This is a genomic window from Streptomyces sp. NPDC048696 (assembly GCF_043198895.1).
Taxonomy (GTDB): domain Bacteria; phylum Actinomycetota; class Actinomycetes; order Streptomycetales; family Streptomycetaceae; genus Streptomyces.
Window position 1 is genome coordinate 555,590 of record NZ_JBICVJ010000004.1, and the last position, 11,303, is coordinate 566,892.

An 11,303-nucleotide genomic window follows, 5' to 3' on the forward strand; every position below is an offset into this window, starting at 1 on the left:
CTCCGGTACTTCTGGGGGGTGCCGGCAACAGGCAGGCGCGCATGGCGGTATGTCCTCACTCAGGGTGTCCGCGCCCTGGTACGACGTCGACCGGCGGTGAGAGTTCCTGGCTCACGGGGTTCATTCCCCGATGACAGTGGCGGGACCGCGCCGGATTCGCACCGGCTTCCTCTTCTGCCGCCGTAAATGGCTCGGGCAGTCCACCACGCCCGGCAACGCCCGTCAACTCGCTGCTGACCTGCGACGGGAGAGTGTGCCGAGGCACACAGCGAACCGCCCTCCGCAGGGAGCGGAGGGCGGTTCGGGAGACGCGTGGGACGTCGCCGCTACTTGGCGACGATCAGGTTGATGCCGTACGCGACGGCCGCCGCGCAGAGCGCGAAGCAGGCGTAGGCGGTGGTGCGGGCCAGGGCGACGTTGCCCTTGCCGGACGCGGCCGACTGCTGCTTGCTGAGGCCGACGATCCCGACGGTGAACAGGCCCACCAGGCCGACGGTGACGATGAGGCTGACACCGAAGACGGTGCCGAGAGCTGCCCAGTCGATGTGCATGACGATTCCTTAGAGGGTGCGCGGCCGGGTCAGACGGCGGCCGGGCGGGCCGGGTCGGCGGGGGCCACTGGGGCCGGGGCCGGGATGGTGGCCGTCAGATCGGCGGCCACGGCGGCGACGGTCGGGGGCGGGGTGACCGCGGCGATCGCGGTGGTGACGACACCCGCGGGCTCGGCCGGGGCCTCGGTCACGGCGTCGGCCGGGGTGTTGGTGACGTCGGCGTGCGAGACCGGCTCGCGGCGCGACAGCTTCCAGATGAAGCCGGAGCCACCGACCAGCAGGATCGCCACCAGGACGATGCCCCAGGTGCCCTGGCCGGTCAGGAACTCGGCGCCGGCGCCGACCAGACCCGCGGCCGGCAGGGTCAGGCCCCACGCGACGAACATCCGGGTCGCGGTGGACCAGCGGACCACACCGCCCTTGCGGCCGAGGCCGGCGCCCATCACGGAGCCGGAGCAGACCTGGGTGGTGGAGAGCGAGAAGCCGAGGTGCGAGGAGGCCAGGATGACGGTCGCGGCACCGGACTGGGCGGCGAAGCCCTGCGGCGGCGCGAGCTCGGTCAGGCCCTTGCCCATGGTGCGGATGATGCGCCAGCCGCCGAGGTAGGTGCCCATGGCGATGGCCATGCCGGCCGAGACGATGACCCACATCGGGGGGTTGGCGCCCGGGTGCAGCACACCGCCGGTGACCAGGGCGAGCGTGATGATGCCCATGGTCTTCTGCGCGTCGTTGGTGCCGTGGGCGAGCGAGACGAGACCGGCGGAGGCGATCTGGCCCGCCCGGTAGCCCTTGGCGGTGGCCTTCTCGGCAGCCGGGTCGACGTTTCGGTTGATCCGGTACGTCAGCCGCGTGGCCAGCATCGAGGCGACGCCCGCGACGATCGGCGCGGCGACGGCGGGCAGCAGCACCTTGGTGACGACGGTGGAGCCGTTGACCGAGGACCAGCCGGCCGACATCACGGCCGCGCCGATCAGACCGCCGAACAGGGCGTGCGAGGAGCTGGACGGCAGGCCGAGCAGCCAGGTCACCAGGTTCCAGAGGATGGCGCCGACGAGCGCCGCGAAGATCACCTCGGTCCTGATGCCCTTTTCGTTGATGATCCCGCCGGAGATCGTCTTGGCGACCTCCACCGACAGGAACGCGCCGACCAGATTGAGCGCCGCGGACATGGCCACGGCGGCTTTGGGCTTCAGGGCGCCGGTCGAGATGGTCGTGGCCATCGCGTTGGCGGTGTCATGGAAACCGTTCGTGAAATCGAACACTAGAGCTGTCACGACCACAATGGCGAGCAGCAGCGTGATGTGTTCCATTTACCCAGGCAATCGTTCGACGTCAGTGGCTGGACGAACGTAAGTAACCTGGATGAACGGAAGGTGAACTGGACCGGGCTTCATGGTGTCTCTGACCGGTTTTTGCTGGGGTCAGGCTCTGACAAACCCCGTGAACAGGCCAAACAGCCCATAGAAGAGATTCTGCTCACTCCCCGGCACGGCGTCCGGGAGCTGCGAGGATCGCGTCCATGGGAGAGACGGACCACCACGAACCGACCGCCGCCGCCTGGGCCGAGCTGACCGCGGCCGCGTGCCGGACCGCGGCGGAAGGCCTGGTCGTGGGCACCTCGGGCAATGTCTCCGTACGGGTCGGGGACCTGGTCCTCGTCACCCCCACCGGGGTCCCCTTCGACCGGCTCGGCCCGGACGACACCGTCGCCGTCGACCTCTCGGGCCGCCAGGTCATCGGCACGCTGCGGCCGACCAGCGAGCTGCCCATGCACCTCGCCGTCTACCGCGACACCGACGCCCGGGCCGTGGTGCACACCCACGCCGTGCACGCCACCGCCGTCTCCACGCTGGTCACCGAGCTCCCGCCGGTCCACTACATGACCGCCACGCTGGGCGGCCCGGTCCGGGTCGCGCCCTACGCGCTGTACGGAACCGAGGAACTGGCCGAGAACATGCTCCGCGCCCTTCAGGGCCGCACCGGATGCCTCCTCCAGAACCACGGAACCGTCACCTGTGGAACGACCCTTTCCCAGGCGTACGACCGGACCGCCCAGCTGGAGTGGATGTGCCGGCTCTGGCTCGCCGCGTCCTCCGTGCCCGGCCGCACCCCGTCCCTGCTCTCCGACGCCGACCTGGAGCGGGCCGCCGAGCAGTTCCGGGGGTACGGGCAGCGGTGACGGGTGGCGGGTCGCATGTGGCGGACGGGTCGCGTGTGACGGGCGGGGACGGGGGCGTGCCCCGGTAGGCCCTCGCCCACTGGCCGTACCGCCGGGGGCTGCCGACACTGGAGCGGTGCGCCCGGCTACAGCGACGGCAGCGGCCGTCACCACACTCATCGGCGTCGGCGCGGCCGCGGTGGCCGCCGGACGGTACGCGAGCGACGCGGCTCTCAAGGCGCCGCCCGGCCGCCCGCTGCCCACCGATCCCGAGCTCACCGTGCACTCCACGGCCCCCGGGCGGATCGCCCTGACCCGCTGCCTCGCGGCGCTGCGCCCCGGTGTGTACGGCATCGAGGGGTCCGGCATCCACGCGGTGGTCGGCGAGGTCGTCGATCACGCGCGGCATCCCGCGGACACCGTGGTGCGCCGCCTGGAGCGGGTCACCCGGGGCAGCCCGGAGCCGGGGGACCGGGTGCGGATGACCCCGCAGATCCACCGGGGCACCCCGGCCGAGGCGCTCGGGCTCGATCACCAGGACGTCGAGATCCCCTCCGAACTCGGTGTGCTGCCCGCCTGGCTCGTCGAAGGCGCCCGGAACACCTGGGTGATCGCCGTGCACGGCCTGGGCACCACCCGCGAGCACACGCTGAACACCATGGCGTTCCTGCACCGCCACAAGCTCCCGGTGCTCGCCCTCGCCTACCGGGGCGACGAGGGCGCCCCCCGGTCCCCGGACGGCCTCGCCCACCTCGGCGACTCGGAGTGGCGCGACCTGGACGCCGCGATCCGGTACGCCGTACGCAGCGGGGCCGAGCGCGTCATCCTGCACGGCTGGTCCACCGGCGCCACCATGGCGCTGCGTGCCGCCACCGACTCCGCGCTGCGCGACCGCGTCCGGGGCGTCGTGCTCGACTCGCCTGTCCTCGACTGGGAGGGCACCGTGCGCGCCCTCGCCGTCGCCAACGGCGCCCCGAGCGCCCTGCTCCCGCTCGCGGTCCGGGCCGCCCAGGGCCGCACCGGCCCGCACGGCGACCATCTGCGCGAAGCGGCCGACCCGCGTGTCCTGCGCGTCCCGGCGCTGGTCTTCCACGGCCCCGACGACACCCTGGCGTCCTGGCAGCGAACCCGCGAACTGGCCGCCCGCCGACCGGAACTGGTGACCCTGCACACGGTCCAGCACGCCCCGCACGCCGCGATGTGGAACGCCGACCCGGCGCGCTACGAGGAGGCGCTGCGACGCTTCCTGACGCCGCTGATGTGACGGACGGGGCCGAAGCCCCCGAAGTGCTGCCCCGGAACCAAGACATCCCATTCCGTTTGGGCTTTCGGGCTGTCAGCGGGCTGTGCTTACCCGGGGACAACCCCCGGACCCCCGGCCCCGGGGAAATCCGGGCATGCGTCATTCCGTTTGGGCTTTCGGGCTGTCAGCGGGAAGACTGCACCTGTGACGTCCCGGAAGCCTGAAGAGAAGTTGCCGCGCGACTCCAGACTGCGGCTTGTCCGCGCCCCGCACGCGAAGGAAGCACGTCCCCTCGCCACCGCCCGCCGCGCCGTGACGGACCGGCGCGCCCGCCCGGGCTCCCGGCCGCCGGAGGGCACCCCGGCCGCCGCCGAACTGGCCCGCCAGGCCAGAGTGGTCCTCGCCGACGCCGTACGGGTCGCCCGCTGGGCCGACGCCGAGCGCGCCCGGGGCAACCCCCCGCGCCCCGCGCCGACGGGCGCCCTGACCGGCCCGGCCGCCGAACAGGCCGCCGCCGCACTGCGGTTGACGCCCGCCCAGGTGCGCGCCGACTGGGACCGGGCCCGGCTCGCCGGACTCGTCGAGCTGCACGGCGGCACCGCACGCCCGGGCTGGCGGCTGCGCGCCTGGGACCGCGACGACGCCGCCGTGCTGCGCGGCTGGGTCGCCCTCTTCGACGCCTGGTCGATCGTCCACCCCGCCCCGGCCGCCATCGCGCCCGGCGCCGTGGCCGAGGTCGTCGAAGCCGTCCCCCAAGTGCTCTCCCTCCTTCAGCTGTCGGCCGGCCCCGTCCTCGTACCGGCCCTGCTCGATCTGCTCGGCCAGCGCGTCGCGGAACTGCGCGACGAGCGCTGCGAAGTGCCGCGCGACGCCGAGGCGGACGGCGCCGGGGGCGAGCGCCCCGCCGCGCTCGCCTTCCTCTCGCTCCTGCTCGACTGGGTCCTGGCCGGGCTCGCCGCCGTCGGCGCGCTCACCCTCGCCGAGGGCCAGGCCACCCTCACCCCGCTCGGCAGCTGGGCGGTGTGGGTCAAGCTGGAACAGATCTGCGTCGCCGCGCAGAGCCCCGCCGGCAACATCGAGCAGTCCGCCGAGGACATGCTGCGCGGCTGCGCGCGGCTGACCCCCGGCCCGGCCCGCGCCGAGTACCGCGCCTGGCTCGCGGCCCGGCCCGTCGGCAGCGCCGTCACCGAACTCCTCGACGCCGCCCGCGGCGAGGACGCCCTGGTGCGCGGCCTCGCCTTCGAGGCGCTGCGTGTGGTCGGCGCCCCGGCCGAGCCCGAGGTGCGCGCGGCCACCGACGAGATCTTCCTGCGTCCGTACGCCCTGCTCTGGCTCGCCGAGCACGAGGGGGGCGACCCCGAGGACGCCACCAGCGTCCTCACCCGCGAGGAGTCCACCTGGCTCTGGGTGGACACCGCGGCGGCCGTCGCGGACCACGGCGAGGTCGAGTTGATGGTGCGTCACCTCGACTCGGCCGTGCAGGGCACCGTGCCCGCCCTGCTCGACGAGGTCAGGGTCGTCGGCCACCCGCGCACGGTCCAGGTCCTGGTCGCGCTTGCCGCCGCCCACCCGGACCCGGCGCTCGCCAAGGCTGTGCGCCGCGCGGCGTTCCAGGTCCACACCGGCGGGGTGTGACCCGGGACGCCGGGCGCTCGCGGCTACCGCTCAGTTGCTCGCGCCGGGGGCGTACGTACCGAAGCTCCACACGTTGCCCTCGGCGTCGCGCGCCATGTAGTCGCGCGATCCGTAGTCCTGGTCGGTGGGCTCCATCAGGATCTCCACGCCGTGTTCCACCGCCCGTTTGTGGTGCGCGTCCACGTCGTCCACCACCACGTACACACCCGCCGGGCCCGCGTCGCGCATAGTGTCGGCGAAGAGGCCGCCGCGGTTCTTCGAACCCAGCATCACCACGCCGGTCCCACTGGCCAGTTCGGCGTGGAGCACCGTGCCGTCCTCGGCCTCGTACACACTCACCTCGCTGAACCCGAAGGCGTCCTTCAGCAGGCTGATCGCGGCCTTCGCGTCCGCGTACAGAATCGTCGGACACACACTCATCCCGATCTCCCTTCCGAGCACCCGGACCCGTCCCCGGGCCCGCGTCATGCCGCCGATGTGATCTGCGACTCAGTCTGGCACCGGGCACTGACAACGGCCGGTCCGGCGGTGCGCGGGCGGTGCGGTGGCGGTGCGCGGTCAGCGCGCGAAGGTGTCGCACCGGCCCATGTCGCCGGTGCGGAAGCCGGTGGCGAACCACTGCTGGCGCTGCTGGGCCGAGCCGTGCGTCCAGGACTCGGGGGTGACCCGGCCCTGGAACTTCTCCTGGATCCGGTCGTCGCCGACGGCGGCCGCCGCGTCCAGGCCGTCCCGGATGTCCTGCTCGGTGAGCCTGGTCAGCAGCGGCCGGCCGGTCCGCCTGTCCGGGGTCGTGGTGGCGTGGTGCGCCCACACGCCCGCGTAGCAGTCGGCCTGGAGCTCGACCTTCACGGCGTTGCTGCCCGCGCCCTGGCGGCCGTCCTGGGAGCGGCCGAGGGTGCCCATCAGGTTCTGGATGTGGTGCCCGTACTCGTGCGCCACCACGTACGCCTGGGCGAACGGGCCGCCGGTGGAGCCGAACTTGGTGCGCAGCTCGTCGAAGAAGCCGAGGTCCAGATAGACCTGACGGTCGCCCGGGCAGTAGAACGGCCCGACCGCCGAGGTCGCCGCCCCGCACGCGGTGGAGACCCGGCCGGTGAAGAACACCGTCTGCGCGGAGGAGTAAGTGCCGCCCCGGCGCGGGAACTCCTGGCGCCAGTAGTCCTGCACGCTGTTGACGACCGCGAGGACGCGGCAGTCCTCCTTGGTGTTGGCGTCCCGCCCCTTGAGGCAGCTCTGCTGCACCTGCCCCTGCGCGGACACCGAGGTCGCCGGTGCCGAGTCGCCGGAGGAGAGCCCCAGTTGCTCGGGGCCCACGCCGAACAGCAGCCCCAGCACCAGGGCGATGAGTCCGACGATCCCGCCGCCGATGGTGGCCCGGCCGCCCGGGACGCGGCTGCCCCGGACGTCCTTGACCTCGGACGTGTCCAGATCGGCGTCGTCGTCGAACTGCACGGGCGCACCACCCTCTGTTCAGCCTCTGTCACTCTGAGTACGGCCGAGTATGGCATTGAGTATCAAACAGTTCATTGCGTTACGCCCTTTTTGTTGTGGTGGCCGATACGCTCGGCGCCTCATGGACCGGAACCGTCTCGCGCTGGCCGCTGTCGCCGCCGTCCTGGCCCTGCCCCTGGTCACCGCCGCGCACCACGTCCGGCCCGCCCCCTACGGCGACCGCCTCACGGTGCCGCCCGCCGCCCCGGCCCGTCCGGCGGTGCGTGTACGGGGCGCGGCCGTCGAGGCGTACGACCCGAGGAGCGGGGCGCGCGGTTGGACGTACCGCCGCGAGGGGCGGCGCCCGCTCGCCGTGCGCACCGCGCCCGGGCACGCCTTCGCGGTGTGGAGCGACGGGCTGGTCACCGACACCGCGCGCGTGCTCTCGGTCGACGCGGTCCGCTGGCACCGGGCGGTGCCGGGCCTCGCGGAGTGGCTCGCCGACCGGCCCCGGCGGGCGTCGGGGGTCCTCCAGGAGCTCGGCCCGGCCGCGGGGGCCGGTGCGATGCTCGCGGTCGTCACCCCCGAGCGCATCACCGCCTATCGCGGCGCCGACGGCGATCTGCGCTGGACGCTGCCCGCGCGGCGCTCCTGCGCCTTCGATCCCGGCCGCGTCGCGCGCGTGGACAGCGTCCTGCTGGTCGCCCAGCCCTGCCGCGACCGGGACGTCTGGAGCCAGGAGCTGGTGGCGGTGGACTCGCTCGGGCGCGTCACCCCGGGCCGCACCCCGCTCGGCAACGAGCTCCCCGCGCGCGTGGGCGCCGCCCGGGGTGCGTGAGGCGGGCCGGGGTGCCCGCGAGGGGGCCGGACCGGTCGGACCGGCGTTCGTATCACCGCACGTAAAAGCAGTTGCACACCCCCGCTAGAATTGGCCCATGGCAATTCTCCTCGCGCATTAGACGGCGGCGACGCTCCGCGACCCCCGTCCACCCCGCCGTCCCACCCGCCCTGGAGTATTTCCGTGATCACCGCCACTGGCGTAGAGCTGCGCGCCGGCGCCCGCGTCCTCATCGAGTCCGCCTCCTTCCGTGTCGCCAAGGGCGACCGCATCGGCCTGGTCGGCCGCAACGGAGCCGGCAAGACCACCCTCACCAAGTGCCTGGCCGGCGAAGGCATGCCGGCCGCCGGCACCATCACGCGCTCCGGCGAGGTCGGCTATCTGCCGCAGGACCCCCGGACCGGCGACCTCGACGTCCTCGCGCGCGACCGGGTGCTCTCCGCGCGCGGCCTCGACGAGGTGCTGCGCAAGATGCGCGAGAACGAGGACCGCATGGCGAACGGCAAGGGCGCCACGCGCGAGAAGGCGATGAAGAAGTACGAGCGCCTGGAGACCGAGTTCCTCACCAAGGGCGGGTACGCCGCCGAGGCGGAGGCCGCCACCATCGCGGCCGCGCTCGGCCTGCCCGACCGGGTGCTCGGCCAGCCGCTCCACACGCTCTCCGGCGGTCAGCGCCGTCGCGTCGAGCTCGCCCGCATCCTCTTCTCGGACGCCGACACCCTGCTCCTCGACGAGCCGACCAACCACCTCGACGCGGACTCCATCGTCTGGCTGCGCGACTACCTGAAGACGTACCGGGGCGGCTTCATCGTGATCTCCCACGATGTCGACCTGGTCGAGACGGTCGTCAACAAGGTGTTCTACCTGGACGCCAACCGCTCCCAGATCGATGTCTACAACATGGGCTGGAAGCTCTACCAGCAGCAGCGCGAGGCCGACGAGAAGCGCCGCAAGCGCGAGCGCCAGAACGCCGAGAAGAAGGCCGCGGCCCTCAACTCGCAGGCCGACAAGATGCGCGCCAAGGCGACCAAGACGGTGGCCGCGCAGAACATGGCCAAGCGCGCCGAGCGGCTGCTCTCCGGCCTCGAAGCGGTCCGCGTCTCCGACAAGGTCGCCAAGCTGCGCTTCCCGGACCCGGCGCCCTGCGGCAAGACCCCGCTGACCGCCGAGGGCCTGTCGAAGTCGTACGGTTCGCTGGAGATCTTCACCGACGTCGACCTGGCCATCGACAAGGGGTCGAGGGTCGTCATCCTCGGTCTGAACGGTGCCGGCAAGACGACTCTGCTGCGGCTGCTCGCGGGCGCCGAGAAGGCGGACACCGGCGAGGTCACCCCGGGCCACGGCCTCAAGCTCGGCTACTACGCCCAGGAGCACGAGACGCTCGACCCGGACCGCACGGTCCTGGAGAACATGCGCTCCTCGGCCCCCGACCTGGACCTGGTCGCCGTCCGCAAGACGCTGGGCTCGTTCCTCTTCTCCGGCGACGACGTGGACAAGCCGGCCGGTGTGCTCTCCGGCGGCGAGAAGACCCGCCTCGCCCTGGCCACGCTCGTGGTCTCGTCCGCCAACGTCCTGCTCCTCGACGAGCCGACCAACAACCTCGACCCGGCCAGCCGCGAGGAGATCCTGGGCGCGCTGCGCACGTACAAGGGCGCGGTCGTCCTGGTCACCCACGACGAGGGCGCGGTCGAGGCACTGCAGCCGGAGCGCATCATTCTGCTGCCCGACGGAGTCGAGGACCTGTGGGGTCCGGACTACGCGGATCTGGTCGCTCTCGCCTGACGCAGCGCTACTGATCCACTCCATATGGATCATTCGGCTTACGCGTGATCCTCAATCTGAGTGAGTGCGTCTCGTACCCCGGCGTGTCATGCACGGGATCAAGATCCGGTACGTACAGGACGGGCCTGTTCCGGCCTGTGACCCGAAACACACCTCTGACCAGCCACTTCGTGGCGGGCCGAGCTCAGAGGCTGCTTCGGGGCCGACCGGAAGTTCGAGTTCCGGTCGTGTCCGGCTCGGGTGTGCGCCGAAACCCGCTGGGACGGACCTTGCCGAATGGGTGGCCAGGAAGCCCGAGAGGGGTGATCATGAGAAGTCCAGAGCGCACTTCCCATGAGGAGGCACGGGTGGCCGAGACTCTGAAGAAGGGCAGCCGGGTGACCGGCGCCGCGCGCGACAAGCTCGCGGCAGACCTGAAGAAGAAGTACGACTCCGGTGCGAGCATCCGGGCGCTGGCCGAAGAGACCGGCCGCTCCTATGGATTCGTGCACCGGATGCTCAGCGAGTCCGGGGTCGTACTCCGCGGACGCGGCGGAGCGACACGCGGCAAGAAGACCGCGACGGCCTGACCGGAGCCGGGCGGGCCACGGCCCGCCGGGTCGGGTGGCCACCCGGTCGACCGCGTGGTCGGCCGGGTGGTTACTGTGCAGTCACTTGTTGACCGCACCTGACCCGGAGGCGCCCCATGGCTTCGCCCGACCCCGTACTCGACAAGGACGGCGTACGGCTCACCGTCGACGACGCGGTCGCCACGGTGACCCTGACCAATCCGGCCAAGCGCAACGCCCAGTCTCCCGCTCTGTGGCGGGCGTTGGCGGCGGCCGGACAGGAACTGCCCGGCACCGTCCGGGTCGTGGTGCTGCGGGGAGAGGGCAAGTCCTTCTCCGCCGGGCTCGACCGTCAGGCCTTCACTCCCGAGGGCTTCGACGGTGAGCCGTCCTTCCTCGACCTCGCGCGCGGCTCCGACGCGGAGCTCGACGGGGTCATCGCCGAGTACCAGGAGGCGTTCACCTGGTGGCGCCGCAACGACATCGTGTCGATCGCGGCGGTCCAGGGGCATGCGATCGGTGCGGGGTTCCAGCTCGCGCTCGCCTGTGACCTGCGCGTCGTCGCCGACGACGTGCAGTTCGCCATGCGCGAGACGAGTCTGGGTCTGGTGCCGGACCTGACGGGCACGCATCCGCTGGTCGCTCTGGTGGGCTATGCCCGCGCGCTGGAGATCTGCGCGACGGGACGCTTCGTCGGCGCGGCGGAGGCGGAGCGGGTCGGGCTCGCGAACCTGTCGGTGCCGGGTTCCGAACTGGACGCGGCGGTACGGGACTTGGTGGGCGCGCTGGTGGCCGCGCCCCGGGATGCGGTGATCGAGACGAAGGCGCTGCTGCGGGGGGCGGGTGGGCGCACGTACGAGGACCAGCGGGTCGCGGAGCGCGCGGCGCAGGCCCGCCGTCTCCGCGACCTGGCGGGCCTCGCGGAGTAATCCCCGGGGGCTACGCCCCCAGACCCCGAGCGGGGCTGCGCCCCCGCACCCCGCCGCGGGGTGGTTCGGCTGCGGACCGTGCTGGGTTGCTCGCGCCCACGCGGCGGAGCCGCAAATCGACACAGCCCCGCGCCCCTACAGGAGGGCCCGAAGGGCCCATCAAGGGGCGCGGGGCTGTGACATTTGCG

11 protein-coding genes and 1 riboswitch are annotated in these 11,303 nt (G+C 72.5%); of the genes, 7 read left to right on the forward strand and 4 right to left on the reverse strand.

What is annotated here, in order from left to right:
* Nucleotides 1–77: 77 nt before the first annotated feature.
* A riboswitch (cobalamin riboswitch) is annotated at nt 78–220 on the reverse strand.
* 106 nt (nt 221–326) lie between these two features.
* Both ACGFRG_RS11625 and ACGFRG_RS11630 read right to left on the reverse strand, forming a co-directional pair.
* Entirely contained in the window at nt 327–551 is a 225-nt protein-coding gene (locus tag ACGFRG_RS11625) for a hypothetical protein (protein ID WP_188274514.1), read from the reverse strand.
* A 29-nt stretch (nt 552–580) separates the two neighbouring features.
* Nucleotides 581–1,861, reverse strand: a complete 1,281-nt coding sequence (locus ACGFRG_RS11630) for an anion permease (protein WP_393263293.1) — start codon at nt 1,859–1,861, stop codon at nt 581–583.
* A 209-nt stretch (nt 1,862–2,070) separates the two neighbouring features.
* Between ACGFRG_RS11630 and ACGFRG_RS11635 the strand changes: the two genes are divergently transcribed.
* The 3 genes from ACGFRG_RS11635 to ACGFRG_RS11645 all read left to right on the forward strand — a co-directional run bounded on the left by ACGFRG_RS11635 (nt 2,071) and on the right by ACGFRG_RS11645 (nt 5,587).
* The gene (locus tag ACGFRG_RS11635) at nt 2,071–2,730 is read left to right on the forward strand and encodes a class II aldolase/adducin family protein (protein ID WP_393263295.1); all 660 of its coding nucleotides are present in this window, start codon (nt 2,071–2,073) and stop codon (nt 2,728–2,730) included.
* 115 nt (nt 2,731–2,845) lie between these two features.
* On the forward strand, nt 2,846–3,973 hold the full coding sequence (locus tag ACGFRG_RS11640; RefSeq protein WP_361429158.1) for a serine aminopeptidase domain-containing protein: 1,128 nt from the start codon (nt 2,846–2,848) through the stop codon (nt 3,971–3,973).
* Between the two features lie 183 nt (nt 3,974–4,156).
* The gene (locus ACGFRG_RS11645) at nt 4,157–5,587 is read left to right on the forward strand and encodes a hypothetical protein (protein ID WP_393263297.1); all 1,431 of its coding nucleotides are present in this window, start codon (nt 4,157–4,159) and stop codon (nt 5,585–5,587) included.
* Between the two features lie 30 nt (nt 5,588–5,617).
* Here the strand turns inward: ACGFRG_RS11645 and ACGFRG_RS11650 are convergent, their stop codons facing one another.
* Both ACGFRG_RS11650 and ACGFRG_RS11655 read right to left on the reverse strand, forming a co-directional pair.
* A complete protein-coding gene (locus ACGFRG_RS11650) occupies nt 5,618–6,007 on the reverse strand; it encodes a VOC family protein (RefSeq protein WP_393263299.1) in 390 nt (129 codons plus the stop codon).
* Nucleotides 6,008–6,145: 138 nt separating this feature from the next.
* Nucleotides 6,146–7,039 (reverse strand): neutral zinc metallopeptidase, encoded by an 894-nt coding sequence (locus ACGFRG_RS11655; RefSeq protein ID WP_361429164.1) that lies wholly within the window; start codon nt 7,037–7,039, stop codon nt 6,146–6,148.
* Nucleotides 7,040–7,160: 121 nt separating this feature from the next.
* Between ACGFRG_RS11655 and ACGFRG_RS11660 the strand changes: the two genes are divergently transcribed.
* The 4 genes from ACGFRG_RS11660 (at nt 7,161) to ACGFRG_RS11675 (ending at nt 11,115) form a co-directional block, all read left to right on the forward strand.
* On the forward strand, nt 7,161–7,856 hold the full coding sequence (locus ACGFRG_RS11660; protein ID WP_361429166.1) for a hypothetical protein: 696 nt from the start codon (nt 7,161–7,163) through the stop codon (nt 7,854–7,856).
* A gap of 183 nt (nt 7,857–8,039) precedes the next feature.
* Nucleotides 8,040–9,638, forward strand: coding sequence for an ABC-F family ATP-binding cassette domain-containing protein (locus ACGFRG_RS11665; protein WP_361429168.1), 1,599 nt, complete (start codon nt 8,040–8,042; stop codon nt 9,636–9,638).
* Between the two features lie 347 nt (nt 9,639–9,985).
* Nucleotides 9,986–10,207, forward strand: a complete 222-nt coding sequence (locus ACGFRG_RS11670) for a helix-turn-helix domain-containing protein (protein WP_188274522.1) — start codon at nt 9,986–9,988, stop codon at nt 10,205–10,207.
* A 116-nt stretch (nt 10,208–10,323) separates the two neighbouring features.
* The gene (locus ACGFRG_RS11675) at nt 10,324–11,115 is read left to right on the forward strand and encodes an enoyl-CoA hydratase/isomerase family protein (RefSeq protein ID WP_361429170.1); all 792 of its coding nucleotides are present in this window, start codon (nt 10,324–10,326) and stop codon (nt 11,113–11,115) included.
* Nucleotides 11,116–11,303 lie beyond the last annotated feature (188 nt).

What these genes read in the sequence shown, in the direction of transcription:
- ACGFRG_RS11625 (WP_188274514.1), bottom strand. Translation starts at nt 551, where the DNA reads ATGCACATCGACTGGGCAGCTCTCGGCACCGTCTTCGGTGTCAGCCTC.
- ACGFRG_RS11630 (WP_393263293.1), bottom strand. Translation starts at nt 1,861, where the DNA reads ATGGAACACATCACGCTGCTGCTCGCCATTGTGGTCGTGACAGCTCTA.
- ACGFRG_RS11635 (WP_393263295.1), top strand. Translation starts at nt 2,071, where the DNA reads ATGGGAGAGACGGACCACCACGAACCGACCGCCGCCGCCTGGGCCGAG.
- ACGFRG_RS11650 (WP_393263299.1), bottom strand. Translation starts at nt 6,007, where the DNA reads ATGAGTGTGTGTCCGACGATTCTGTACGCGGACGCGAAGGCCGCGATC.
- ACGFRG_RS11660 (WP_361429166.1), top strand. Translation starts at nt 7,161, where the DNA reads ATGGACCGGAACCGTCTCGCGCTGGCCGCTGTCGCCGCCGTCCTGGCC.
- ACGFRG_RS11675 (WP_361429170.1), top strand. Translation starts at nt 10,324, where the DNA reads ATGGCTTCGCCCGACCCCGTACTCGACAAGGACGGCGTACGGCTCACC.